This window comes from Pseudogulbenkiania sp. MAI-1 (assembly GCF_000527175.1).
In the GTDB taxonomy this organism is placed as follows: Bacteria; Pseudomonadota; Gammaproteobacteria; order Burkholderiales; family Chromobacteriaceae; genus Pseudogulbenkiania.
On the sequence record NZ_AZUR01000001.1, the window covers coordinates 4,089,957 to 4,115,000 of the forward strand.

Sequence of the window (25,044 nt, forward strand, 5' to 3'; positions counted from 1 at the left end):
CTTTATTATGAAGTTGCCATTGATGCTGCTGTCTGCCCTGCTGCTGTCCGGCTACGCCCGAGCCGATCTGTACGGCTATGTCGACGAGCAGGGTCAGGCCCATCTGGCCAATCACCCGGTGGACGAACGCTACCAGCTGTTCCAGCGCGGCACGCTGCCCGGACCCGACGCCGCCGACCGCTCCGCCGTGCTGTCCGACGCCACCACGCCGGGGCTGGGCGCCACGCTCAGCCGCGACAGCCTCCCGCCACCGCCAGCCGCGGCCAATGTCGGCACCGCCACGCCCCCGGCGGTCGACCCGCAGGCGGCCGCCCGCTTCAGCCGGCTGATCAGCCGCACCGCCCGCGAGTTCGGGCTGGACGTCCAGTTGCTGCACTCCATCGTCACCGTGGAATCCGCCTACAACCCGCAGGCCGTCTCGCCCAAGGGCGCGGTCGGGCTGATGCAGGTGATGCCGGACACCGGCCGGCGCTTCGGCGTCACCCTGCTCACCGACCCGCGCCAGAACCTCCAGGCCGGCGCGCGCTACCTGCGTTTCCTGCTGGAACGCTTCAACCACGACCTGCCGCTGGTGATCGCCGCCTACAATGCCGGCGAGGGCGCGGTGCAGAAATATCGCAACACCATCCCGCCGTTCCGTGAAACGCGGGACTACGTCGCCAAGGTGCTGGCGTCCTACCAGCAGCGCAAGGGGGGAGGGAACGGGCCGCGCGCACGCGCCGTCTTCGCGCCGGGCGCCGGGTTGTAACAGGCTCGCGGACTGAAAAACAAGGTCGCTCGACGACAGCCCGCCGGACGGTTACAGGCGGATGCCGAGAATATCGCCCAGCGCGTCGGCCAGGTCGCGGTAAGTGGCACGGTGGTCGAACACCCCGAGCAGGCCGGGGAAAGAATCCGGGCTCTGCAGGATTTGCGTCGCCTTGCGCGAACTGAGTTTGTGCACGCGCAAGATGCGCCCATCCCAGTTGACCACGCGGCTGTCGTCCGCGGTCAGCAGGGTGTCCAGCGTCTGGTAGATGTTCTCGACCACCATCATCTTGCTGCGCGTGCGGCCTTCTTCCTGCCAATTGTGTACTGTCGCAGTCACACCATGACTCCAATGTCATTCAAGATACGGGATCTTGCCCATTCTGGATGACAATGGTAAACGCCATAGGTTTCAATGACAATAGTATAATTTCGAAGCTAGTAGCTGCAAATCGGCCTAAAAGACAGAAAAATGGCACGGACGCACCGTGCCAGGGAGGGGATTCAGGCCGCCAGCCGCGCGCCCAGCGCCTTCAGCGCCGGCCATGGATCGCCGGGTTCCACACCCTTGATCTGGCGGTCGATGCGTGCGCATTCGGCCAGCGCCGCCATCAGCGTGCGCGGCCCGATGCGCTTGAGCGCCGGTTCGGCGAGGCGCTGCTTGTCGCCCCACAGCTTGAGCTCGCGCACGAGGTCGCGCACCTGGCGGCCGTCCTTCAGCCCCTGGCGCAGCTTGAGCAGCATGCGCACGTCCTCGCTGAACGACCACAGCACCAGCACCGGCGCCTCGCCTTCGGCCTCCAGGCCGTCGAGCATGCGCATCACCCGCACCGTGTCGCCGGCGAGCCAGGCCGCCGAGAGCTGGAACACGTCGAAGCGCGCCACGTTGGCTACCGCCTGGCGGATGGCGTCGAGATCGAGGGTGGCGCGGGGGTGGAGGATGGCCAGCTTGTCGATTTCCTGCCGTGCCGCCAGCAGGTTGCCTTCGACCCGATCGGCGAAGAAGCTCAGCGCCTCTTCGCTCAACGTCAATCCCTGCGCCTTGAGCCGCCGGCCGATCCAGCCCGGCAGCTGCTGCCGAGTCACCGCCGCGGCATGGATCACCACCGCGGCCTTCTCCAGCGCGACGAACCACTTGCTGGAGAGCTGCATGCGCTCGAGCTTGGGCAGGATCACCAGCGTCACGGTGTCGTCGGGCGGGGCCTCGGCCAGACGCTGCAGCGCCTCGCCGCCCTCGCTGCCCGGCTTGCCGCCGGGGATGCGCAGCTCCAGCAGCTTGAGCGAGGCGAACAGCGACACACTGCCCATCGCCTCGGTCAGCCGCGACCAGTCGAAGCCGGCCTCCACCGTCAGCACCTCGCGCTCCAGGTAGCCGCGCGCCTTGGCCGCCTGGCGCAGCGCGTCGGCGGCCTCCAGCGCCAGGAGCGCCTCTTCGCCGTGGATCAGGTAGAGCGGCGCCAGGCCGCGCTCCAGCGCGGCCGGCAGGGCGTCAGGGCTGAGTGCCGGCATGCTCGCCCGGGGCCGCCTGCAGATAGCTGAGGCGGGTCACCAGTTGCTCGGCGGCGTCGCGCCGCATATCGTTCCACAGCAGCGTTTCTTCCTGTTCCTTGCCGAGGATCGCGCTGTCCGAATAGCCCAGCGTGCGGCGCACGATCACCGTCATGTCCGGCCCCCATGCCACGCCACGCTGGCTGAGCCGTGCCGTGACGCGGTAGATCAGCTGGTATTCGTTGACCTTGCCGACGCTGTTGATGGTGAGGATGTCCTTCGACACCTTCTCCTCGGCGATGGTCAGCATCGCCTCGGCGTCCCTGGCCGATACCGTCACGGAGACCTGCGGCTGGCGCTTGAGCGCGGTACGCAGGTAGGGCTTGATGCTGCCGTCGCCACCGGACAGGTAGACGCTGTGGAACGGCAGCTGGTGCACGGTCGAACCCGCCGTGCCGCGCAGCTGGAAGCCGCAGGCGGCAAGCGTGAGGGCCAGCACGGCGAAGGCCAGCCAGCGGATGAATCGGGTCATGCCATTTCCCCCGGAGCAAAAAGGCCGGGAAACCCGGCCCATCAGGCGCTAACGCCCGCTTAACCTGTTCATGATCCTGCTGCGCGTCCCTGATCGGGGCTCATGGGCACTGCGTGCGAATCTATTGATTCGCTCAGCGATCAGAAATCCTCATGGACTGCATGTCCATTCCGGTTTCTGCGCTGCTCTTCACCCCGCCGAGGGCCGCTCGCGACAGATTCTGAATAGGTTCTTATACCACGATGTTGACGAGACGGCCCGGCACCACGATCACCTTCTTGGCCGGCTTGCCTTCCATGAACTTCTGGACGTTGTCGTTGGCCATGGCGGCGGCCTCGATCGCGTCCTTGGCGGCGTCGGCAGCGACGGTGATGCTGCCGCGCAGCTTGCCGTTGACCTGCACCATCAGCTCGATTTCGCTCTTCACCAGCGCCGCCTCGTCGACCTTCGGCCAGGCCTGCGCCAACAGCTCGCTGCCCGGCTTGAGCACGTTCCACAGCGTATCGGTGATGTGCGGCACGATCGGCGAGAGCAGGATCACCACCGCCTCCAGCACCTCCTGCGCCACGGCGCGGCCGGCATCGCTGCTCCGGTCGGTCCTGTCGTAGGTGTTGAGCAGCTCCATCACCGCGGCGATGGCGGTGTTGAACTGCTGGCGGCGGCCGTAGTCGTCGGCCACCTTCTGGATGGTGCCGTGCAGCTTGAAGCGCAGCTCCTTGAGGCCGGCATCGAGTTCGCCGCCCTGGTAGGCCGCCACCACACCACCCTCGGCGTGATCGCGCACCACCTTCCACAGGCGCTTGAGGAAGCGGAACGCGCCCTCCACGCCGGCGTCGGACCACTCCAGACTCTGCTCCGGCGGCGCGGCGAACATCATGAACAGGCGCGCGGTGTCGGCGCCGTACTTCTCGATGAACTCCTGCGGATCGACGCCGTTGTTCTTGGACTTGGACATCTTCTCGATGCCGCCGATGGCGACCGGCTGGCCGTCGACGCGGTGCGTGGCGGACAGGATCTTGCCCTTGCCGTCACGCTCCAGCACCACGTCCTGCGGCGCGATCCAGTCCTTGGCGCCGTTCGGCAGCTCGCGGTAGAAGGTCTCGCACACCACCATGCCCTGGGTCAGCAGGCTCTTGAACGGCTCGTCCGACGACACCAGCCCCTCGTCGCGCATCAGCTTGTGGAAGAAGCGTGCGTACAAGAGGTGCAGGATGGCGTGCTCGATGCCGCCCACGTACTGGTCGACCTGCAGCCAGTAGTCGGCCGCGTGCTTGTCCACCATCGCGGTGTCGCACTTCGGGCTGGCGTAGCGCGCGTAGTACCAGGAGGACTCGACGAAGGTGTCCATGGTATCGGTTTCGCGCTTGGCCGCGCCGCCGCACTTGGGACACGTGGTTTCGTAGAATTCCGGCATCTTGGCCAGCGGCGAACCGGCGCCGTCCGGCACCACGTTCTCGGGCAGCACCACCGGCAGTTGGTCTTCCGGCACCGGCACGTCGCCGCAGCACGGGCAGTGGATGATCGGGATCGGGCAGCCCCAGTAGCGCTGGCGGCTGATGCCCCAGTCGCGCAGGCGGTACTGGGTTTTCTTGGCGCCGGCGGACTTGGCTTCCAGGTCGGCGACGATGGCGTCGAAGGCGGCGGAGAAGCCCTTGCCGTCGTACTTGCCGCTGTTCACGGTCTTGATGCTGTCGTCCTTGGCGGCGTACCAGTCGCGCCACTGGCTGGCGTCGAAATCGTCGTCGCCGGCAGCCAGGCTGTACACCTGCTTGATGGGCAGGCCGTACTTGTTGGCAAACTCGAAGTCGCGCTCGTCGTGCGCCGGCACCGCCATCACGGCGCCTTCGCCGTAGCCCCACAGCACGTAGTTGGCGACCCACACCGGCAGCTTCTCGCCGGTCAGCGGGTGGATCACGGACAGGCCGGTATCCATGCCGCGCTTTTCCTGGGTGGCGATGTCGGCTTCCGACACCCCGCCCTTCTTGCACTCGGCGATGAAGGCGGCGAGTTCGGCATTGCTGGCGGCGGCCTGAGTGGCCAGCGGGTGCTCGGCGGCCACGGCGACGTAGGTGGCGCCCATCAACGTGTCCGGGCGGGTGGTGTAGACCTTGAGCTCACCGCCGTGACCGACGCTGGCCTCGTCGTAGGCGAACACCACGTCGGCGCCGAAGCTCTTGCCGATCCAGTTGCGCTGCATGGTCTTGACCTGCTCCGGCCAGCCGTCCAGCGTGTCGAGGCTCTCCAGCAGCTCGTCGGCGTACTGGGTGATCGCGAAGTAGTACATCGGGATTTCGCGCTTCTCCACCAGCGCGCCGGAGCGCCAACCGCGGCCGTCGATCACCTGCTCGTTGGCGAGCACGGTGTGGTCGACCGGGTCCCAGTTCACCACGCCGTTCTTCTTGTAGATCACGCCCTTCTCGAACAGCTTGGTGAACAGCCACTGTTCCCAGCGGTAGTAGTCCGGCTTGCAGGTGGCGAGCTCGCGCTCCCAGTCCAGCGCGAAGCCCAGGCTGTCGAGCTGCTTCTTCATGTAGTCGATGTTGGCGTAGGTCCACGCCGCCGGCGCCCCGCCGCTCTTCATCGCGGCGTTCTCGGCCGGCAGGCCGAAGGCGTCCCAGCCCATCGGCTGCAGCACGTTATAGCCCTGGAAGCGCTTGAAGCGCGCCAGCACGTCGGTGATGGTGTAGTTGCGCACGTGGCCCATGTGCAGCTTGCCGGACGGATAGGGGAACATCGACAGCGCGTAGTACTTGGGACGCGAGGTGTCTTCGACGGCCTTGAAGGCGGCGGTCCGTTGCCATTTCTGTTGCGCGGCGGCTTCGATCTCGCGCGGGCTGTAATGTTCTTGCATGGTGATCTTGTCGGAATCCGGAAAAAGGCTGAGAAATCAATCGGCCAATTATAGCCGCGCCAGGGGCCGGCACAGAAGGGCCACGCGGGAAAAGCTGCCGACAGGCAGCCGACGCCGGCCGAAACACGCCCCGGCCGACCCCCGCGCCTCGGTTCTCACGCCAGCCGCGCCTTGAAACGGACCAGCGCGCTGAGCACCGCCTGCAGGATACCCGGCTCCCACAGCGAATGCCCGGCGCCCTCCACCAGCGTGAGTTCGCCATTCGGCCAAGCCTGGGCCAAATCGTAAGCCGACTTGGGCGGGCAGATCACGTCATAGCGGCCCTGCACGATGATGCCGGGGATGTGGCGGATACGCTCGACGTTCTTCAGCAACTGGTTGTGCGGCAGGAACAGGCGATGGATGAAGTAATGCGCCTCGAGCCGCGCCAGCGGCAAGGCGGCGAACTCGGCCGACGCGTGCGCCACCGCCTCGCGGTTGGGCAAAAGCGTGGCGCAGCTGCTCTCGTATTGCGCCCACTGCCGCGCCGCCGCCAGATGCACTTCCGGATCGTGGTCGGTCAGGTTCTGGTAATAAGCCTGCAGGAAGTCGCCACGTACCGCTTCGGGAATGGGCGCGACGAAGCGCTGTGCCGCTTCGGGAAAGAAACGCCCCATGCCGGACAGGAACCAGTCGATCTCCTCGTCGCGGCCGAGAAACACGCCGCGCAGCACCAGCCCGCTGACACGCTGCGGATGCGCCTCGGCATAGGCCAGCGCCAGCGTGCTGCCCCAGGAGCCGCCGTACACCAGCCAGCGCTCGATGCCCAGATGCTCGCGTAGCTGTTCGATGTCGTCGAGCAGGTGCGCGGTGGTGTTGTTGCGGATCTCGCCGCGCGGAATCGAACGCCCGCAACCGCGCTGGTCGAACAGCACGGCGCGGTAGAACGTCGGGTCGAACAGCTGGCGGCAGGCCGGGGAGCAACCGTCGCCGGGACCACCGTGCAGGTACAGCACCGGCACGCCATCCGGCTTGCCGCATTGCTCCCAGTACATCAGGTGCAGGTCGTCCAGCGGCAGCATGCCGCAGGCGTAGGGCTCCAGCGGGGGGAACAGCATGATGTCTCTCTCATTCTCGAATGGTGATCGTCCGCGCTCTGTCGGCGCGGTACGTAAAACTTGAATCGGACGGCGGGGCTAGTGCTGCAACAGGCCGTACAGCATCTGCGAGGCCATCACCGCCATCAGCACGGCGAAGACCCGCTTCAGGCCGGCCACCGGCAGGGCATGCGCCGCGCGCGCACCGAGCGGGGCGCACAACACGGTCATCAGCATCAGCGCCAGCATGGCCGGCAGATAGACGAAGCCCAGCGCCCCCCACGGCAGACCAGGGGCCTGCCAGCCGCTCATCAGGTAGCCGATGGCGCCCGAGACAGCAATCGGCCAGCCCAGTGCCGCACTGGTGGCGATGGCGGTGTGCACCGGCACGTTGCACCAGCTCATGAACGGCACACTCATCGAGCCGCCGCCGATGCCGACCCAACTGGAAATCACGCCGATCACCCCGCCGGCACTCCACTGCCCGACCAGTCCGGGCATCTCGCGGCTCGCCGCCGGCTTGGCGCCGAAGAACATCTGCAGGCCGATCAGGTAGGCGTACACCACGAAGAACCAGCGCAGCACATGGCCAGGGATGGCGCCGGCCAGCAGGCTGCCGACGAAGGTACCGGCGACGATGGCCGGCGCCATGGCCCGCACGATGCGCCAGTCCACCGCGCCCTTGCGATGGTGCGCCAGCACGCTGGAAAAGCTGGTGAACACCATCACCGCCAGCGAGGTGCCCACCGCCAGATGCTGCACGTGCTCGCCGCCCAGTCGGGCCGACGTCAACACGCCCACCACCACCGGCACGATCACTAGCCCGCCGCCCACCCCGAGCAAACCGGCCAGAAAGCCGGCCAGCGCGCCGCAGGCGAGCAGCACCAGCAACAAGGAAATCGACAGCATCAGATCAGTTGCTCCGTGATGTAGGCCCACTCGTCGGGCGTGACCGGGGTGATGGACAGCCGGTTGCCGCGCTTGAGCACGGTCATTTCGGCGAGCGGCGGATGAGCACGCAGCTCCGCCGGCGCCAGCAGCCGGGTCTTGGCCAGGAAGCGCACGTCGACGCACAGCCAGCGTGGCGCGTCCGGCGTGGACTTGGGGTCGAAATAGGGGCTATCGGGGTCGAACTGCGAGGAATCGGCGTGCGCGGCCGTCACCACCTCGGCGAGCCCGGCGATGCCGGGCTCGGGACAGCTGGAGTGCCAGAACAGCACGCGGTCGCCCGGCCGCATGTCGTCGCGCATGAAATTGCGCGCCTGATAGTTGCGCACCCCGGTCCATTCGAACGCCTGGTCGGGGTGGGTTGCCAGATGGTCGATGGAGACCTCGTCCGGCTCCGATTTCATCAGCCAGTAGCGCATGATTAATAATTGTTAGCAATTTTCGGGTATCCGGCAGCCTCATGCTTCGATTATGCTCGAATTGCATCTGCTGCCGGCGCTTATTGTGCTCAGCGCGCGGCCATTGCGCAACGTTCGCCCGTCGGCAGCTCTCCTCAAGGAGAAGACGTCATGAAAACGCTGATCCTCGTTCTTGTGGCAAGCACCCTGGCGGGCTGTGTGATTCGCCCGGTACGCCCGTATGACTACTACGACGGCTACTACTATTATTACCCCGCGCCTCACTACCATTACTATCCGTATGGTTATGACGGCAGGGGCGGCAGGCGCCGCTGAGGAATCCCGCGGCACCGCCACCGTGAAGTCAGGCCCAGCCGGCCGCGCCTGACGACGCAACAGACGATCCACCAATCCGCCTAGCATCAACAATCCCTGGGCAGTGTCGGCCAAGGCGGCCACGACGACACCGCCGGAGAACATGATATGAAGAACCTGCTTCTTGCTCTTATTGCCGCCGGCGCCTTGTCGGCCTGTGTCGTCCAGCCCGCCCACGTCCGGGTGCGCGCGCCGATTGTCCTGGAGCCCGCCGTGGTGGTGGACGACGGCGGCGGCAGCTTCTGCCCGCCGGGCCAGGCCAAGAAAGGCCGCTGCTGAGCGGCGGCTGCCGCCATGACCAAGGCCGCTCACGCGGCCTTTTTTTTCATTCTTCCTTGATCGGCTGGCGGTGGAAGCGGTGCAGGCCCGACTCCGTCACGAGGTAATCGAGCTGCACGTCCCACGGCTCGCGCGGCACCCTCGGCACGCGCTGACAGTCGTAGGCCACCCCCACCAGCAGCGGCCGGCGCCGGTGCTGCTGGCGATGCCGGAACGCCAGCGTGGCATCGTAGAAGCCCCCGCCCTGCCCCAGGCGATACCCTTCCTCGTCCACCCCCAACAGCGGCACGAACAGCACGTCCAGCTTGTGCGCACGCAGCACCGGACCGTGGTACTCGGCGATGCCGTAACGCGGGTGATGGCTCCAGCGGTCGGCCGCTCCCAGCTTGGAGAACCACAGCCGGCGCCCGCGCTCCGGAATCTTCGGCAGGAACAGCGCGGCACCGCGGAACAACGCGGCGCTCATCAGCGGTTCCAGATCCAGCTCGGAACCGGCCGCCAGATAGCCGCCGATGCGCCGCCCGCGCGCCAGAAAACGCCGGGCATGGCGCGCCACCGCCTGCGCGGCGGCCTGCCGATAGGCCGGCGGTAGGCTCATGCGGGCGCGACGGATGGCACGACGCAAGGCGTGCTTGTCATCGGGACTCAATGTCGATAGGGAAATCATGATGGAGATTGACGAGGGCGCTTGTGACAGATCGGGGCAGGGGCCAGGAAGGGAGCCCCCCGCGAGTGCCGTTCGGGCAAAATTCGCTTGAACCCTGTTTCCAGGGGGTCGCCTGCCTCGTGCTTCGGGCACATCCGTCTAAGGGACGCGCGCACCTGCACGTCAGATGCTGGCAACCAAAGCGAACGCATTGGTTCAAAGGAATTTTTGAGCCGTCACGAACACCGCAGGGGATGAACTGATCTGTGGCGCGCCAGCCCCTTCGCTCAACTCAGGGACTGCTGGCTATGCTGAAGCGCTGCGTCAGCGGCTTCACTCATGGAACGTATTTTACGCTGAAACTCCGCCATCTCCAAGCCGCCCCCCACTTTTGTTTTCAGCAGGTCGTGGGCGATGTTGAGCGCGGCCATGATGGCGATCTTGTCGGCATCGACGATGCGCCCCTGCCCCTTGATGATGTCGATCTTGTCGGAGATCAGCTGCACCGCCTGCAGCAGGGTGTCGCGCTCGGCGAGCGGCGTCCCCACGGTGAACTGCCGTCCCAGCAGTTCGATATCGACCTGAACCACGTCGCTCATGCCTCATTTTCCTCGGCTTTGGGCAGCCGCTCGATCAGCGCCGCCACCCGGGTCTTGGTTTCCTCGACGCGGAAGTGCAGCTCGGCGTTTTCCTTCAGCGTCTGCGCCAGCGCCTCGGCAAAGCGTCCGTTCTGCGCTTCCAGCTCGCGGATGCGGGAGATCAGCGCCGCCACCCGGGATTCCAGATGTTCAAGTTCTTTGTCCATGGCGGCGAGGATAGCCAAGCCTCGGCGGGGCGTCAAACCGTGTCGGGGAGGCTGTATCGGGGGTGGTACAGGCCGCGGCAGCCACCTCCCGCCAATGCTGCCGGCTTGGCCGCGAATCGTTCTGCGCCACCCCGTTCAGGCCGCCGTAGCGGGAGCCTTCAACACCAGCGGCAGGCCGCAGGCGACCAGCGTGACGCGCTCGCAACCCACCGCGACGTCCTGGTTGAGCCGCCCCAGTTCGTCGACGAAACGGCGCGACAGCCTGCCCAGCGGTACCACCCCCCAGCCGATCTCGTTGCTGACCAGCACGATCTCGCCGGGCAGCGTCGAGAGCGCGTGCAGCAGCGCGGCTCTTTCCCGGGCGAAAGCCGCCTCGTCGAAGCCGTCGCCGTCGTCGCGGCAGAAACGCATCAGCCACATGCCGAGGCAATCGACCAGCAGCAGGGTGTCGGCGGCAGCGGCACGGGACAGGGCTACCGCCAGTTGGCGGTCGGCCTCGAACAGCGCCCAGTGCGCCGGACGACGCGCCCGATGCAGCGCCACGCGCTCGGCGAATTCGGCGTCCGCCACCGCGGCGGTGGCGACGTAGGCCACCGGGCCGGGATGCGCGAGCGCCAGCTGTTCGGCAAAGCGGCTCTTGCCGGAGCGGGCTGGGCCGCTGATGAGATGAGGCATGGCTCGTGGTCTCCGACAGTCATTGGAGCGTGTCTATTACGGCCGCCACGGGTAAACCTCAATATCCCCGGCGCGAACCAAGCTTTGCAATGCCCCGCCTCTTTATCCATCCCATGACCGGATGCGCCAGCGGCTTCCTGCTTCACCCGTATGGCGTAGATACGGACATCGCCTGGGGCGGTATTATACTGGGCACTTCATGCGTTTTCCCGACAAACCGCCACCCCGGACCGGCCTCCCTCAATGGCCGGCCCATGAGCTTGGCTCTAAGGTTCCGCCAATGACGACATTCCTCTCTATCCCTCGCCCGAGCCAGCCCTTTGCTGACCAGGCACGCGCACGTCAGAACCTGCTGACCAAACCGGCCGGCAGTCTCGGCCAGCTGGAAGACCTGGCCTGCCGCTTCGCCGCCTGGCAGGGCCGGACCCAACCGATGCCGCTCAAGCCGGCGATCACGCTGTTCGCCGCCGACCACGGCGTGACGGCGGAAGGCGTTTCGGCCTTCCCGCAGGCTGTGACCGCCGAGATGGTGAAGAACTTCGCCGCCGGCGGTGCCGCGATCTGCGTGCTGGCACGCCAGCACGGTGCCCGGCTGGAGGTGGTCGACACCGGCGTGGCGGGCGACCTGTCGGGCCTGCCCATCGTGCACGCCAAGGTACGCCCCGCCTCGGCCAACCTGCGCCGCGAGGCCGCGCTGACCCTGGCCGAGGCCGAGGCGGCGCTGGCGGTGGGCCGCGAGGCGGCACGCCGCGCGCTGGAGGCCGGCGCCAACCTGCTCGTCGCCGGCGACATGGGCATCGGCAACACCACGCCGTCGGCGGCGCTGATCTGCCACCTGACCGGCGCCACGCCGGAAACGGTGGTCGGGCGCGGCACCGGGGTCGACGACGCCGGTCTCGCGCTCAAGCGCCGCGTGGTCGAGGACGCGCTGGCGCGGCTGGCCGGGCGTGAGCTGTCGCCGCTCGAAACGCTGGCCGAACTGGGTGGGCTGGAAATCGCCGCCATCGCCGGCTTCTACCTGGAAGGCGCCGCACTCGGCGTGCCGTCCTTGGTGGATGGTTTCATCACCAGCGCCGCCGCGCTGGCGGCCAAGGCCTTGCAGCCGGCGGTGGCCGACTGGCTGATCGCCAGCCACCGCTCGCAGGAAGCCGGCCACGGCATCGCGCTGGCAGCGCTCGGGCTGACGCCGCTGGTCGAACTCGGCCTGCGCCTGGGCGAGGGTTCCGGCGCGGCGCTGTGCCTGCCGCTGCTGCAGTCGGCCATCCTGCTGCACAACGAGATGGCGACCTTCGCCGAAGCCGGCGTGTCGGAAAAGAGCGAGTGAACCCCTACACCCTGACGCTGCTGCGCCACGGCGACATCGATCATGGCGGACGGCTGATCGGCCGTCTCGACCTGCCGCTGAACGAACGCGGCCGGCGCCAGCTCGCCGCCAGCTGGCAGCGCATCAACGCGCTGGCGCCCGTCACCGCCCTGGCCAGCTCGCCGCTCAAGCGTTGCCGCGAGTTCGCCGTGCAGCAGGCGCTGGCCGCCGGCGTGCCGCTCAAGCTGGACGAACGGCTGGCCGAATGCGATTTCGGCTCCTGGGACGGCATGGCGCTCGACGAACTGGCCGCCAGCCATCCGGACTGGAGCGAACGGCTGGCCACCGGCACGCTCGACGCCCCCGGCGGCGAAGGTTTCGACACCTTCCGCACCCGCGTGCTGGCCGGTTTCGCCGGCTGGATGTGCGAGGCGCGCGGCAGCCACCGCGTGCTGGTCAGCCACGGCGGGGTGATCACCGTGCTGCTGGCCGAGCTGCTCGGCACCGGCTTCAACGTGGCGCGGCTGCTGACGGTGCAGCGCGGCGGCTTCGCCCAACTGTCCATCCTCGACGGCCATCCCGCCTACCTGTTGCGCCTGGAGCCGTCATGCGCGGACTGATCCTGGCGCTGCAGTTCCTGACCCGCCTGCCGACCCCGACGCTCAAGGAGTTCCGCGCCGAATGGCTGGCCGACAGCGCGCGCTGGTTCGCCGTGGTCGGCATGCTGATCGGCGCGCTGCTGGCAGCGGCGCTGTGGCTGGGCGCGCGCGTCGATCCGTGGCTGGGGGCACTGGCGGCGCTCGGCGTGTGGGTATGGGTGACCGGCGGCCTGCATCTGGACGGGCTGGCGGATCTGGCCGACGGCCTGGGCGCGGCGCACCGCTCGCGCGAACGGCTGCTGGAAGTGATGAAGGACCCGCACCTGGGCAGCTTCGGCGTCATCGCCCTGGTACTGGCGCTGACCGCCAAGCTGGTGCTGCTGATGCTGCTGGCCAAGGCGGGAGCTGCCCCCTGGGGGCTGCTGCTGATCCCGGCCTGGGCCCGGCTGGGCGCGGTGTGGTGGTCGGCCACCCTGCCGCCGCTGGCCCCCGGCAGTGCCGCCCTGTTCGCCGGCCAGCCGGACCGGCGCGCGCTAACGCTGGGGGCCGCCGTGCTCGTGGCGCTGTCCGCGCTGCTCGCCCCGGCCCTCCTGCTGGCTCCCCCAGCGCTATGGGGCTGGCGCCGCTTCCTCGCGCAACGCGTGGGCGGCATGAACGGCGACTGCCTCGGGGCCGGCGTCGAGGCCACGGAGATCGCGCTGCTGATCGCCGCGGTGGTGCTGCCGGCACTGCCGGGCTGACCATCGGCGGCTTGCAGCTCCCGCCTGCCGCCCTCGGATCCGCCACCCGGGATTCAAAAACGTCGGCGCTCCTCCTACAATGACAAAAGAATAAGCCGGCCCATCCCCCTCATGGGAGCAGCGGGGCGGCTCCGCTTCGGCCAATGCACGACGACAGGGGCACATCATGTACACGACACCGCAGGACACCACGCCGTTCGCACCGCTAGAGAATCCGCCTCCCGCCACACCGCCCACACCGGACGTCCTGCGCTTCAGCTTCAGCGGCGAAACCGGCGCCTTCTTCCGCATCTGGATCGTCAACCTCCTGCTGTCCATCGTGACCCTGGGCATCTACTCGGCCTGGGGCAAGGTGCGCACCCTCAAATACCTGTACGGCCACACCCGCCTGGCCGGAGCCAGTTTCGACTACCACGGCAAGCCGCTGGCCATTCTCAAGGGGCGCCTCTTGATCGTGGCCGTGCTGGTGGCGCTGGCGCTGGCCGACAGGCTCACCCCGGGCCTGTCCGCCCTGCTCTACTTGGTGCTGTTGCCGCTGCTGCCCTGGGTGGTGGTAACCGCGATGACGTTCCGGCTGCGCAACACCAGTTGGCGCCAGATGCGTTTCGACTTCCGGGCCCGGGGCTGGGATGCCGCCGGCCCCTATCTCGGTGGGCTGCTGATCAGCGTATTGACGCTCGGCCTCGCGCTGCCCTACGTCCGCCACTGGCAACAGCAATTCCTGGTGAACCACGCCCGCTTCGGCGGCGCCCGCTTCGAGATGGAGAACTGCGTCGGCCGCTACTACCGGGTAGTCCTGAAAGGCCTGCTGTGCGCCCTGCTCGGTTTCGTGCTGGTCGGGGTGATCCTGGGTCTGACCAGCGGCATCCTGGCCGGAGGCATGGATCGAGACGCCATGACCAACATGCCGGGCATGCTGTGGCTGATCGTAGCGGGCGTGGTACTCTACCTGTTCTTCCTGCTGATGTGGCTCGCCATCGGCCAGGTGATCGGCGACCGCCTGGCCAACGAGGTCTGGAACCACACCGTGCTGGAGCATGACGGTCGCCGCCACCGCTTCGAAAGCACCATGACACTGCGCCAGCTGTTCAAGCTGCACCTCGGCAACGCCTTCCTGACACTGATCTCGCTGGGCCTGCTCTATCCCTACGCCAGACTGCGCGCCCTGCGCTACCGGCTGGAGCATCTCGCCATGTACCCGGCCGACGACCTCGCCGATCTCCGCTCCTCGCCGGCAGCCGGGCGCACGGCGCTGGGCGATGCCGCCGTGGATGGTTTCGAGCTGGACCTGGGCCTATGAGACTGCGCGGCAGCTACCTGGACGGCCAGCGCCCCACGCCACGCCCCATCGCGCTCTGGCGCGAACGGGACGAACTGGTCTTCAGCGACGGCGAGCACACCCGGCGCTATCCGCTGAAAGACGTGGAGTGCGAGGCCGGCTTGCCCGGCCTGCCGGACAAGCTGCTCCTGCCGGACGGCGGCGTCATCGAGGTGGCCGACCGGACAGCAGGCCGCCAGTTGCTCGGCCGGCTGCCGCTGAGCGAACGTCTGCTGGAGTGGCTGCACAGCGGCTGGCATGTGCTTGGCCTGCTGCTGGTGCTGGCCGTTGCCACCGCCGGCCTGGGGTACCGCTACGGCCTGCCCTGGCTCGCCGAAACCGCCGCCCGCCATACACCAGTCGCCGTGGAAAGGCTGATGACCGAACAGACCCTGCGCCTGCTCCAGCAGACCCGCACTCTCCGGCCCACAACCCTGCCCCCGGCACGGCAACGCGCCATGCATGCCCTACTGGAACAGGCCGCGCCGGCAGGCAGCCCCTACCGTTACCAGCTCACCCTCGTCAACGCGCCGGACATCGGCCCCAATGCCTTCGCCCTGCCCGGCGGCCAGGTGATGATGACCGATCAACTGGTACAGGAAGCCCGCAGCGACGACGAACTGTTCGCCGTGCTGGCGCACGAAGCGGGCCACGTCGAGCACCGCCACGGCCTGCGCGGTGTCATCCAGTACGGAGGGCTGTCACTGGCCGTATCGCTGCTCACCGGCGACAGCAGCTCGATCCTGGTGCTGGCGCCGCTGCTGCTGGCCGACATGAAATACTCGCGCGACTTCGAACGCGAGGCCGACCGCTTCGCCTTCCAGCGCCTCTCCGCCACCGGCCGCTCCCCCTGCCTGCTGGGCAGCTTCCTCGCGCGCCTCGCTGTCGATGTTGGCGAAACCAGCCCGCTGCTCTCCAGCCACCCCGGTACCGAGGAACGCCGCCAGCCGCCCGGCGGCCAGCGCTGCCCACCCGGCTGAGCCTGTCGCTCCGGACGTGGCCGGAGGCCCACCGGCGCCGACAAATCTATAGTCAGCCGGAGGCAAGGGCTCGTTGTTGCCGTAGGCAGCGCGCGCTTACAGCTTGCCCGCCAGCTTGCGGTTGCGCAGCAGGCACAGCAGGTCGCAGGCGATGTGCGCGGCGGCCAGCGCGGTGATCTCGCTCTGGTCGAACGGCGGCGACACCTCCACCACATCCATGCCGACCAGGTTGACGTCGCTCAGGTTGCGGACGATCTTCAGCGCCTGCGCCGTGGTCAACCCGCCCGGCACCGGGGTACCGGTCCCCGGGGCGAACGCCGGGTCGAGGCAGTCGATGTCGAAGGTGAGATAAGTCGGGGTATCGCCGACGATCTCCTTGATGCGCGCGATGGCCGCCTCGGCGCCGTTGTCGTGCACCCACGGCGCGTCCAGGCGATTGATGCCCATGAAATCGTCGTTCCAGGTACGCAGGCCGACCTGCACCGAGGTCTTCGGGTCGATCAGGCCGTCCTTCACCGCCTTGTAGAACATGGTGCCGTGGTTCAGCGAATCCGGGCTGTCGTCCGGCCAGGTGTCGCAGTGTGCGTCGAAGTGGATGATCGACAACGGCTTGCCGAACTTCTCGGCGTGCGCGATCAAGAGCGGATAGGTCACATAGTGGTCGCCACCGAAGGTCAGCATCCTGGCGCCGGAGGCCAGGATGGTGCGCGCGTGCTCGATGATGCTGTCCTTGATGGTCAGCGGATTATGGGCGTCGAACCAGCAGTCACCGTAGTCGATCACCGCCAGATCGTCGAAGGGGTCGAAGCCCCACGGGAACGGCTTGAGTTCGGCCAGTTGCACGCTGGCGGCGCGCACCGCGGCCGGGCCGAGACGCGCGCCGGGGCGGAAGGTCACCGCCAGGTCGAACGGAATGCCGGAAATCGCCACGTCGACGCCGGTGAGGTCGCGCGTGTAGTTGCGGCGCATGAAGCTCAGGACGCCACCGTAGGTATTTTCGATCGAGGAACCGTACAACGAGGTACGACGAATGGCGCCATCGCCATGAATCGTGTGAGACATGAAACTCTCCGTCAGAGAGTACGCCGGGACGGCACAGCAGCCGGCACCGACGCTTCCCGTCCATCTTGCAAGCCGACGGGTTGAGGCTGCCGCGCCGCCTTGGCACGGAGGCCGATAGTGTGCCGCGCCCGTCCGGTACTTTCAAGCCCGTCAGGCCGGCACGCCACTTGGCCGGAAGGAAAAAAAGCCGGCGGGGAGACCGCCGGCACGAGGCTTTAAAGAGGCAAGTGAAACTCGGGATCAGGAGCCGATCACGCCGCCATCCTGCTTGCGGATGACCACGGTGGCGGCACGCGGGCGGCCGGCGTTCGGACCTTCCGGCCAGGAGGAAATGGCCGTCGGCTTGTCCGGATCGGAGCGTTCGCTATCCGGCTCGCCCGGGTGCTGGATATTGACAAACATGGTCTTCATGTCCGGGGTGAAGGCGATGCCGGTGATCTCGCAACCGTTGGGGCCGGTGAGGAAGCGGCGGAACTCGCCGGTCTCCGGCACCACCGCCAGCATCTGGTTGTTGCCCATGCCGGCATATTCCTTCATGTTCACCGTCGAGGTGGACACGTCGGTCTGTACCCACAGCACACCGTTGGAGTCGAACTTCAGGCCGTCCGGGCTACCGAAGGCATCGCCCTTGATCGCGCTCTTGTGCTGCTCCTTGGCGGCATCGGGGCGGCCGGCCAGCGCGAAGATGTCCCACTTGAAGGTCGTGGCCGTGGCGTCGCCGCCGTTCTCGTTCCAGCGGATGATGTGACCGAACTTGTTGTCGGCACGCGGGTTGGCCGCGTCCGGACCGGGCTTGCCGTCCTTGCCTCGGTCGCTGTTGTTGGTCAGCGTGCAGTACACCTCGCCCGGCTTGTGGCTGTGCACCGCGATCCATTCCGGACGGTCCATCTTGGTCGCGCCCATCACGTCGGCCGCCATGCGCGCCTTGATCACCACGTCGCCCGGGCTGGCGAAACCCTTGTCGGCGCTCAGGCCGTTCTGGCCGGCCACCAGCGGCAGCCACTGGCCGGAACCGTCGGCGTCGAAGCGCGCCACGTACAGCGTGCCCTCGTCCAGCAGGCTCATGTTGGCCTTGCGGTTCTTCGGGTCGAACTTGTTCTTGGAAACGAACTTGTAGATGTACTCGAAACGCTGGTCGTCGCCCATGTACACCACGGCGTGACCGGACGGAGCGATGGCGACGGTGGCGCCTTCGTGCTTGAAGCGACCCAGCGCGGTGCGCTTGACCGGCTTCGATTTCGGATCGAACGGATCGATCTCCACCACCCAGCCGAAGCGGTTCGGTTCGTTCGGGTTGATCTGGGCGTCGAAGCGGAAATCTTCCCACGCCCACTTGTAGCCGGCGTCCTTGTTGGAGATGCCATAGCGTTTCTCCAGGTCGGTCAGCTTGCCCGAATCGTTGACGAACACGCCGTCGAAGTTCTCTTCACAGGTGAGGTAGGTACCCCACGGCGTCGGGCCGCTGGCGCAGTTCTGGAAAGTGCCGAGCACTTCCACCCCTTTCGGGTCGGCCTCGGTCTGCATCAGCGCATGGCCGCGCGCCGGGCCCTGGATGGCGATCGGGGTATTGGCGTGGATGCGGCGCGCGTACCTGGACGGACGCACCACCTTCCAGCCGCCCTTGCCGGTGTCCTCGACCTCGATCACCGACACGCCGACCGCCGCCTGCGCCTTCTTCACCTTGTCGGCGTTCCAGGTCTTCATCCCGTCGGTATGCAGCAGGCCGTCGTCGGTGTATTCGTGGTTGATCGCCATCAGGCCGTGCTTGGAGCCGGTGGAGCCCAGCGGCAGCGGGAAGAAGGCCATGCCGTCGTGGTGCATGCCGGCCTGCAGTTCCTGCTCGGCGGCGCTGTTGGATGCATCCGGCTTGAACGCCGGCATGGCGCCCTTGATGCCGACCGGGTCGCCCCAGGCGTACAGCACGTTGGCCACGTAGCCTTGCGGCACGATCACGCGGTCTTCGGCGGAGAAGGGTATCGGGGTGAAACCGAGCGCGGCCGGCCTCTTGGCGAACGGCAGTTGCGCCGCTTCGGCCAGCGTGGCCAGGCTACCGCCAAACAAGCCGGCCAAACCGGCGGCACCCGTGCCTTTCAGCACGCCACGACGCGACAGTCGCGCCTCCAGCACCTCGGAAAGGGCCGGGTTGGCCGAAGGATTGGTGGGCTCGTCCACGCCATGCTGCTTGATCTTGTAGCTCTCGCTCATTCAATGCTCCTGGAAATCGGTCTAATCCACTAAGGAATCGACCGCCAAGACTACGAGCGTCACATGACAAGAAAATCACTAAAACATGTCAATCTCATGAATTGTCTTTGACCGCCCACCCCTGCTGTTGCCACAGCCGCAGTCGCAGCCGGACGTCGTACCACACCGGGCGCAGCCCGAGCAGGAACAGGCCGCTCGCCAAGGGCAGCGAAAAACCGTAGCCCAGATGCTTGAAACCGAGTGCCCCGACCACGCCGCCGGCAAAGAACGCGACGAGGATCAGAAGATAGAGTTTCAGCTTGGCATGGTTGGCCTGCACGCGCTGCCCCCGCCCCGGACCGGCACGGTCGAGATAGAGCAGCTTGGAGAGCTCGATGCCGATGTCGGTGGCGATGCCCGTCATGTGCGTGGTGCGCAGCAGGCCGCGCGACAGCTTGGTGACGACGGTGTTGTGCATGCCCATGATGAAGCACAACAGCAACACCGTCGGCGGCGTGAGCAACCCCTTGTGCAAGGACAGTCCGGCCCCCAGCAGACCGAACAGCAGCAGCAGGAAAGCCTCTTCCATGATCGACACACCGTAGCCGCCGCGCAGGCGCTGGCGCCGCGCCCAGATGATCAGCCAGGTGGAATGCATCGCGCCGGCCATGAAACTCAGCAGCATCAACAGCGCCGACAGCGCCAGACGCAGTTCGCCCAGCGCGAAATGGTCCGCCATGCTGGAGACCACGCCGGAAACGTGCGAAGTGTAACGGTGCACCGCCAGAAAACCGCCGGCGTTGAGCGCGCCGGCGCTGAACGCCATCGACCAGCCGAGCTGGTGGATGACCCGGTCGTTGAAAGTCCCCCGGTCCAACAGCCGGGTGATGTTGACGCGTCGCGACATGGCAGCGGGAGGCCAAAGAAAAAGCGGCAGGAGTGCCGCTTTTCAATAATGCGCCGCCCGAATCGGGCTGACAAGCAAATCGATGCTATTGACACGCCGCCAGCGGCACGCGCGGCAGCAGGCGCTTCTGCAGCGCGGTCAATCGGCCGGTCTGCTCCTCGTTCAGGGCACTCAGCGTCAGCCGGGTGGTGACCACCTTCTGGCCGCGCGGCTCGACCACGACCTTGGCGAAACCGGCCGCCTTCGCCTTGGCGGCCAGCGCCTGGGCCGAGGCCTCGCTGCCGAACAAGCCGAGCGACACGCTGCCCTTGTAGTCGTCATTCTGCACGATGTAGCCGTCGAAACCCTTGCCCTTCAAGTTGGCCAGCAGCGTCTGCGCTTCGGCCTGCGTGGCCAGCGCCGGGTGATACACCCAGAACTTGCCGCTGCCGCGCAACTCGCTGCTCTGCGCCTCCTTGAGCTGGGCGGCCTCCAGTTTGAGCGTTGCCAGGCGGGCCTTCACCCGTGCCAACTGGCGCGCATCGAGCGGCCCCCACTGGAAGCAAGCCTGCGTTTCCGGCTTCGCCGGCGGAGCCTTCCCGGGAGCCGGGGCAGCCTCCTCCTTGGTCGCCACCGGCGCCGGCGTCGGAGTCGCGGCGGCATCGGCCACCGATTTGCCGTCGAGAGTGGCCGGCAAGACCGTCTGCGCCTTGGGGGCGCTGGCCTCGGCCGACGCACTCGGCACGCCCCACCCGTTCGGCAGCAACTTGAGCTGCTCCGGGCTGACTTCCTGGGCATGGATGTCGACCGCCGGGCGCTGTTTCAGCGAACCGTACAGCGCTACCCCCAGGTTGAGGGCTACCACCAGGGCTAGAAACCACTTCATGACTCGCTCGCCACCTTTAACAATCCGATCAGCACCAGATTATCCACGATCCGCAACGGTGCCGCGAGCCAAGGCGCCAACCGCTCGGCATCGCCGCCGCTCAGCAGCAGCTCGGGCACGCCGCGCCCGGTCTTCTCCGCCAAGCGCCGGCGCATGCGCTCGATGGCGCCGCACAGCGCATCGAGCGCGCCCGACGCCAGCGCATCCTGCGTGCCTTGTGGAAACGCCGCCACCTGTCCCGGCTGCCGGTTCAGGTTGGCGGTGCCGCGCGCCAGGCTCTCCAGCATCAGGGCATGACCGGGCACGATCAGCCCGCCCAGGTAATCCCCCTCGGCAGTGAGCGCCTCCACCGTCAGCGCGGTACCGGCGCACACCACCACCACATCGCCCGCCACCAGCTCATGCGCCGCCAGCACCGCCAGCCAGCGGTCGGCCCCCTGCTCGCCAGGATCGCGATAATGGTTGCGCACCCCGCCGCCGCTCTTCTGCGCCTTCACCCACTGCACCGGCAGCGGCACCGCCGCCTCCAGCGCGGCGCTCACCGCCGTGCTGGCCACCGAAGCGGCATGCACGCTGCGGATGGGATAAGCCGCCCAGACCCCGGCCAGAGTGGCGATGTCGGCATGCGCCACCGCACCCTGCGCCAGCCAGTCGCGGCCATCGTGCAAGGCCCATTTCACCCGCGTATTGCCGGCGTCGATCAACAGCTTCACGACAACGCCCTCAGACTCACTTCGCCGACGTGGAAACGCTGCATCCCCGCTGCCGTTTCCACCTCCAGTGCGCCGTCGTCCGCCACCCCCCGGGCGATGCCGTCGACCGGCTCGCCATGCGAGAACGACAGCCGCACCGGACTGTCCCGATGCGCCGACAGCGCCAGCCACTCCTCGCGCACGGCAGAAAACCCCTGTTTGGCAAAAGCATCGAGCACCTGCTGCAGCTCGTTGAGCAAAGCCGCCAGCAAGGCATTGCGGCCGACCTGCATGCCAGCCTCTTCCAACGCCGCCACCGGCTGATCCACCTCGCCCGGCGACTGCAAGTTGAGGCCGATGCCGATCACCACCGCCGCCGGCCCCATCGCCTCACCCGACAGCTCGATCAGGATGCCGGCCAGCTTGCGGCCCTCGAGCAACACGTCGTTCGGCCATTTCAGCGTCACCGGCGCACCCAAGGCACGCAGCGCCCGCGCCAAGGCCACGCCGACCGCCAGCGACAAGCCGGCCAGCCCCGCCAGCCCCTTGTCGAAACGCCATAACAGCGAAAACGTCAGCCCCGAACCCAGCCGCATCTGCCAACGGCGGCCGAGCCGGCCCCGGCCGGCGGTCTGCAGCTCGGCGGCCAGCACCAGACCGTGCAGATCGTTGCTGGCGGCATGCTGCATCAACTGGGAATTGGTCGAGTCGACACGTTCGGCCACCGCCACCGTCAGCGCCTCGGCGGCAGCCGGCGAGAGCCCGGCGCGGATCGCCGCCACGTCGAGCCACTCGAATCCTTCGGCCAACTTATAGCCCTGCCCGCGCACGCTGTACACCGCCAGCCCGAAATCGTTCTCGATGGTATGCACCGCCTGCCACACCAGGGTGCGCGACACGCCGAGCTGCTGGGCGATCGCCTCGCCGGAATGGAAGCGGCCGTCGGACAGCGCCCTCAGCACCGCGAAAGCGTGCTGCTCGCTCACGCCTTGCCTTCGCTTTCGCGAATCTTCCGCAGCGTCGCGGTGGTCGAGGTATCGAACAGGAACGGGATCGAATACACCTTGCCGCCCCGTGCCAGCGTCTCTGCCGCGCCGACGATGCGCTCTGGCGTCCAGTCGCCTCCCTTCACCAGCACATCGGGCTTCACGAGTTCGATCAGCTCGGCCGGCGTATCGTTGTCGAACCAGGTCACCAGCGCGACGCTTTCCAGCGCCGCCAGCACGGCGGCGCGATTGTCTTGGGAATTGATCGGACGATCATCCCCCTTGCCCAGACGCTTGACCGAGGCATCGGTATTGACGGCCACGATCAGGCTGGCACCCAGCGCCGCAGCCTGGGCGAGGTAAGTCACGTGACCACGGTGCAGGATATCGAAGCAGCCATTGGTGAATACCAGAGGCCGCGGCAGTGTCGCCAGGCGCTCGGCCAACTGTTCCGGCGGGCAAATCTTGTCTTCAAACTGGGGAGTGGGGTAGGTCATGGGCATCCTTCAAACTGGCCGGCAAGACCGGGCTCTTGCAGACCCGGCCTCTCGGCTCGACAAGCTGGTCAGGATACCATCCCGCCCCACGTCTCCCAAGCGATACCGAGTGCGGGTGCAATCCGCTCTACCTCCGGCCGGGATTCCGGCCATTTTCGTTGCGGCAGAGGGAAGGTGAGAGGCCGTCTGCGTGCGGCGCAAAGCCAACGCAAAGCAAAAAGCCCAGACCGTAAGGTCTGGGCTCTTCTCAAGGGGAGTCTGGCGGTGTCCTACTTTCACACGGCAAGGCCGCACTATCATCGGCGCTAAGGCGTTTCACGGTCCTGTTCGGGATGGGAAGGAGTGGGACCACCTCGCTAAGGCCGCCAGACATAAACTGTCAACAAACTGGAAGAAGCCTGGAAGCCTGTCAGCTTCCATTTCGAATTTGGGTAATCGATCGTACGTCGCACACTTCACCGCGTGGCCCAAGCCACTCAAATGATAGGATCAAGCCTCACGAGCAATTAGTATCGGTTAGCTTCACGCCTCACAGCGCTTCCACACCCGACCTATCAACGTCCTGGTCTCGAACGACTCTTCAGGAGGATCAAGTCCTCAGGGAAGTCTCATCTTCAGGCGAGTTTCCCGCTTAGATGCTTTCAGCGGTTATCTCTTCCGCACTTAGCTACCCGGCAATGCCACTGGCGTGACAACCGGTACACCAGAGGTGCGTCCACTCCGGTCCTCTCGTACTAGGAGCAGCCCCCGTCAAACTTCCAACGCCCACTGCAGATAGGGACCAAACTGTCTCACGACGTTTTGAACCCAGCTCACGTACCACTTTAAATGGCGAACAGCCATACCCTTGGGACCGGCTACAGCCCCAGGATGTGATGAGCCGACATCGAGGTGCCAAACTCCGCCGTCGATGTGAACTCTTGGGCGGAATCAGCCTGTTATCCCCGGAGTACCTTTTATCCGTTGAGCGATGGCCCTTCCATTCAGAACCACCGGATCACTATGTCCTGCTTTCGCACCTGCTCGACTTGTCGGTCTCGCAGTTAAGCCACCTTTTGCCATTGCACTATCAGCACGATTTCCGACCGTACCTAGGTGACCTTCGAACTCCTCCGTTACACTTTGGGAGGAGACCGCCCCAGTCAAACTGCCTACCATGCACTGTCCCCGATCCGGATCACGGACCAAGGTTAGAACCTCAAACACACCAGGGTGGTATTTCAAGGGCGGCTCCACCAGAACTGGCGTCCTGGTTTCATAGCCTCCCACCTATCCTACACAAGTCTGTTCAAAGTCCAATGCAAAGCTACAGTAAAGGTTCACGGGGTCTTTCCGTCTAGCAGCGGGGAGATTGCATCTTCACAAACATTTCAACTTCGCTGAGTCTCAGGAGGAGACAGTGTGGCCATCGTTACGCCATTCGTGCGGGTCGGAACTTACCCGACAAGGAATTTCGCTACCTTAGGACCGTTATAGTTACGGCCGCCGTTTACCGGGGCTTCGATCAAGAGCTTGCACCCCATCACTTAACCTTCCGGCACCGGGCAGGCGTCACACCGTATACGTCCACTTTCGTGTTGGCACAGTGCTGTGTTTTTGATAAACAGTCGCAGCCACCGATTCTCTGCGACCTCTCGAGGCTTCGAACGCGAGGTCCTACACCCTAAGAGGCATACCTTCTCCCGAAGTTACGGTATCAATTTGCCGAGTTCCTTCTCCTGAGTTCTCTCAAGCGCCTTAGAATTTTCATCCTGCCCACCTGTGTCGGTTTGCGGTACGGTTCTCGTATAGCTGAAGCTTAGTGGCTTTTCCTGGAAGCGTGGTATCAGTCACTTCGGCTCCGTAGAGCCTCGTCATCACGTCTCGGTGTTAATAGAGCGGCGGATTTGCCTACCGCTCCCACCTACCGGCTTAAACCAGGACGTCCAACACCTGGCTGACCTAACCTTCTCCGTCCCCACATCGCACTATACGAGAGTACGGGAATATTGACCCGTTTCCCATCGACTACGCTTTTCAGCCTCGCCTTAGGGGCCGACTCACCCTACGCCGATGAACGTTGCGTAGGAAACCTTGGGCTTTCGGCGAGCG

26 protein-coding genes, 2 rRNA genes and 1 other RNA gene (1 of these 29 cut by a window edge) are annotated in these 25,044 nt (G+C 66.3%); 8 read left to right on the forward strand and 21 right to left on the reverse strand.

Annotated elements, in window-relative coordinates; translation table 11 throughout:
- Window positions 1–7: 7 nt before the first annotated feature.
- Window positions 8–748 (forward strand): lytic transglycosylase domain-containing protein, encoded by a 741-nt coding sequence (locus PSEMAI1_RS0119180; RefSeq protein WP_024304431.1) that lies wholly within the window; start codon window positions 8–10, stop codon window positions 746–748.
- Between the two features lie 51 nt (window positions 749–799).
- Here PSEMAI1_RS0119180 and PSEMAI1_RS0119185 read toward each other — a convergent pair whose 3' ends face one another.
- From PSEMAI1_RS0119185 to PSEMAI1_RS0119215, 7 genes are all read right to left on the reverse strand, one after another.
- Window positions 800–1,087, reverse strand: a complete 288-nt coding sequence (locus PSEMAI1_RS0119185; protein WP_024304432.1) for a hypothetical protein — start codon at window positions 1,085–1,087, stop codon at window positions 800–802.
- Window positions 1,088–1,251: 164 nt separating this feature from the next.
- A complete protein-coding gene (gene holA, locus PSEMAI1_RS0119190) occupies window positions 1,252–2,256 on the reverse strand; it encodes a DNA polymerase III subunit delta (RefSeq protein ID WP_024304433.1) in 1,005 nt (334 codons plus the stop codon).
- Window positions 2,237–2,767 (reverse strand): LPS assembly lipoprotein LptE, encoded by a 531-nt coding sequence (lptE, locus tag PSEMAI1_RS0119195; RefSeq protein WP_024304434.1) that lies wholly within the window; start codon window positions 2,765–2,767, stop codon window positions 2,237–2,239. The genes holA and lptE overlap by 20 nt, the downstream gene beginning before the upstream one ends.
- Window positions 2,768–2,999: 232 nt before the next feature.
- Window positions 3,000–5,618: a leucine--tRNA ligase gene (gene leuS / locus PSEMAI1_RS0119200; RefSeq protein WP_024304435.1), complete on the reverse strand. Its 2,619-nt coding sequence runs from the start codon at window positions 5,616–5,618 to the stop codon at window positions 3,000–3,002.
- A gap of 155 nt (window positions 5,619–5,773) precedes the next feature.
- On the reverse strand, window positions 5,774–6,715 hold the full coding sequence (gene pip, locus PSEMAI1_RS0119205) for a prolyl aminopeptidase (protein ID WP_024304436.1): 942 nt from the start codon (window positions 6,713–6,715) through the stop codon (window positions 5,774–5,776).
- A gap of 78 nt (window positions 6,716–6,793) precedes the next feature.
- Window positions 6,794–7,603 (reverse strand): sulfite exporter TauE/SafE family protein, encoded by an 810-nt coding sequence (locus tag PSEMAI1_RS0119210; protein WP_024304437.1) that lies wholly within the window; start codon window positions 7,601–7,603, stop codon window positions 6,794–6,796.
- Window positions 7,603–8,061 carry an EVE domain-containing protein gene (locus PSEMAI1_RS0119215; RefSeq protein WP_024304438.1) on the reverse strand — a complete coding sequence of 153 codons (459 nt, stop codon included), beginning with the start codon at window positions 8,059–8,061 and terminating at the stop codon, window positions 7,603–7,605. Before PSEMAI1_RS0119215 ends, PSEMAI1_RS0119210 begins: the two co-directional genes overlap by 1 nt.
- Window positions 8,062–8,211: 150 nt before the next feature.
- Here PSEMAI1_RS0119215 and PSEMAI1_RS22080 point away from each other — a divergent pair, with 150 nt between their 5' ends.
- Complete coding sequence (locus PSEMAI1_RS22080) at window positions 8,212–8,376, forward strand: hypothetical protein (RefSeq protein ID WP_198019643.1); 165 nt, start codon at window positions 8,212–8,214, stop codon at window positions 8,374–8,376.
- Window positions 8,377–8,523: 147 nt separating this feature from the next.
- Complete coding sequence (locus PSEMAI1_RS0119225) at window positions 8,524–8,694, forward strand: hypothetical protein (protein WP_024304439.1); 171 nt, start codon at window positions 8,524–8,526, stop codon at window positions 8,692–8,694.
- A gap of 46 nt (window positions 8,695–8,740) precedes the next feature.
- Here PSEMAI1_RS0119225 and PSEMAI1_RS0119230 read toward each other — a convergent pair whose 3' ends face one another.
- The 5 genes from PSEMAI1_RS0119230 to cobU all read right to left on the reverse strand — a co-directional run bounded on the left by PSEMAI1_RS0119230 (window position 8,741) and on the right by cobU (window position 10,820).
- Complete coding sequence (locus PSEMAI1_RS0119230) at window positions 8,741–9,361, reverse strand: 5-formyltetrahydrofolate cyclo-ligase (RefSeq protein WP_029770848.1); 621 nt, start codon at window positions 9,359–9,361, stop codon at window positions 8,741–8,743.
- 52 nt (window positions 9,362–9,413) lie between these two features.
- A non-coding RNA gene (gene ssrS, locus PSEMAI1_RS21575) (6S RNA) lies at window positions 9,414–9,597 on the reverse strand.
- A gap of 30 nt (window positions 9,598–9,627) precedes the next feature.
- Complete coding sequence (locus PSEMAI1_RS0119235; RefSeq protein ID WP_024304441.1) at window positions 9,628–9,939, reverse strand: cell division protein ZapA; 312 nt, start codon at window positions 9,937–9,939, stop codon at window positions 9,628–9,630.
- A complete protein-coding gene (locus tag PSEMAI1_RS0119240; protein WP_024304442.1) occupies window positions 9,936–10,145 on the reverse strand; it encodes a hypothetical protein in 210 nt (69 codons plus the stop codon). Before PSEMAI1_RS0119240 ends, PSEMAI1_RS0119235 begins: the two co-directional genes overlap by 4 nt.
- A gap of 135 nt (window positions 10,146–10,280) precedes the next feature.
- Window positions 10,281–10,820, reverse strand: coding sequence for a bifunctional adenosylcobinamide kinase/adenosylcobinamide-phosphate guanylyltransferase (gene cobU / locus PSEMAI1_RS0119245; protein ID WP_029770849.1), 540 nt, complete (start codon window positions 10,818–10,820; stop codon window positions 10,281–10,283).
- Between the two features lie 280 nt (window positions 10,821–11,100).
- On the opposite strand from cobU, the gene cobT reads away from it, so the two are divergent.
- From cobT to PSEMAI1_RS0119270, 5 genes are all read left to right on the forward strand, one after another.
- Window positions 11,101–12,144, forward strand: a complete 1,044-nt coding sequence (gene cobT, locus PSEMAI1_RS0119250) for a nicotinate-nucleotide--dimethylbenzimidazole phosphoribosyltransferase (RefSeq protein ID WP_024304443.1) — start codon at window positions 11,101–11,103, stop codon at window positions 12,142–12,144.
- Window positions 12,141–12,743, forward strand: coding sequence for a histidine phosphatase family protein (locus PSEMAI1_RS0119255; protein ID WP_024304444.1), 603 nt, complete (start codon window positions 12,141–12,143; stop codon window positions 12,741–12,743). The genes cobT and PSEMAI1_RS0119255 overlap by 4 nt, the downstream gene beginning before the upstream one ends.
- On the forward strand, window positions 12,731–13,462 hold the full coding sequence (gene cobS, locus PSEMAI1_RS0119260) for an adenosylcobinamide-GDP ribazoletransferase (RefSeq protein ID WP_024304445.1): 732 nt from the start codon (window positions 12,731–12,733) through the stop codon (window positions 13,460–13,462). The genes PSEMAI1_RS0119255 and cobS overlap by 13 nt, the downstream gene beginning before the upstream one ends.
- A 166-nt stretch (window positions 13,463–13,628) precedes the next feature.
- Entirely contained in the window at window positions 13,629–14,762 is a 1,134-nt protein-coding gene (locus tag PSEMAI1_RS0119265; protein ID WP_024304446.1) for a YjgN family protein, read from the forward strand.
- Window positions 14,759–15,760: a M48 family metallopeptidase gene (locus tag PSEMAI1_RS0119270; protein ID WP_024304447.1), complete on the forward strand. Its 1,002-nt coding sequence runs from the start codon at window positions 14,759–14,761 to the stop codon at window positions 15,758–15,760. The genes PSEMAI1_RS0119265 and PSEMAI1_RS0119270 overlap by 4 nt, the downstream gene beginning before the upstream one ends.
- A 96-nt stretch (window positions 15,761–15,856) precedes the next feature.
- On the opposite strand, the gene speB is transcribed toward PSEMAI1_RS0119270, so the two are convergent.
- The 9 genes from speB to PSEMAI1_RS0119315 form a co-directional block, all read right to left on the reverse strand.
- Window positions 15,857–16,822 carry an agmatinase gene (gene speB, locus PSEMAI1_RS0119275; protein WP_024304448.1) on the reverse strand — a complete coding sequence of 322 codons (966 nt, stop codon included), beginning with the start codon at window positions 16,820–16,822 and terminating at the stop codon, window positions 15,857–15,859.
- A gap of 240 nt (window positions 16,823–17,062) precedes the next feature.
- Window positions 17,063–19,027 (reverse strand): PhoX family phosphatase, encoded by a 1,965-nt coding sequence (locus tag PSEMAI1_RS0119280; protein WP_024304449.1) that lies wholly within the window; start codon window positions 19,025–19,027, stop codon window positions 17,063–17,065.
- Window positions 19,028–19,121: 94 nt separating this feature from the next.
- Window positions 19,122–19,913 (reverse strand): YoaK family protein, encoded by a 792-nt coding sequence (locus tag PSEMAI1_RS0119285; protein ID WP_024304450.1) that lies wholly within the window; start codon window positions 19,911–19,913, stop codon window positions 19,122–19,124.
- A gap of 85 nt (window positions 19,914–19,998) precedes the next feature.
- The gene (locus PSEMAI1_RS0119290) at window positions 19,999–20,778 is read right to left on the reverse strand and encodes an SPOR domain-containing protein (protein WP_024304451.1); all 780 of its coding nucleotides are present in this window, start codon (window positions 20,776–20,778) and stop codon (window positions 19,999–20,001) included.
- The gene (locus PSEMAI1_RS0119295) at window positions 20,775–21,491 is read right to left on the reverse strand and encodes a type III pantothenate kinase (protein WP_024304452.1); all 717 of its coding nucleotides are present in this window, start codon (window positions 21,489–21,491) and stop codon (window positions 20,775–20,777) included. The genes PSEMAI1_RS0119290 and PSEMAI1_RS0119295 overlap by 4 nt, the downstream gene beginning before the upstream one ends.
- Window positions 21,488–22,456, reverse strand: a complete 969-nt coding sequence (locus PSEMAI1_RS0119300; RefSeq protein WP_024304453.1) for a biotin--[acetyl-CoA-carboxylase] ligase — start codon at window positions 22,454–22,456, stop codon at window positions 21,488–21,490. Before PSEMAI1_RS0119300 ends, PSEMAI1_RS0119295 begins: the two co-directional genes overlap by 4 nt.
- Complete coding sequence (gene rfaE2, locus PSEMAI1_RS0119305; protein ID WP_024304454.1) at window positions 22,453–22,953, reverse strand: D-glycero-beta-D-manno-heptose 1-phosphate adenylyltransferase; 501 nt, start codon at window positions 22,951–22,953, stop codon at window positions 22,453–22,455. Before rfaE2 ends, PSEMAI1_RS0119300 begins: the two co-directional genes overlap by 4 nt.
- A gap of 256 nt (window positions 22,954–23,209) precedes the next feature.
- Window positions 23,210–23,323 (reverse strand): 5S ribosomal RNA (gene rrf / locus PSEMAI1_RS0119310).
- 115 nt (window positions 23,324–23,438) lie between these two features.
- Window positions 23,439–25,044, reverse strand: a 23S ribosomal RNA gene (locus PSEMAI1_RS0119315); it runs 1,285 nt beyond the window's last position.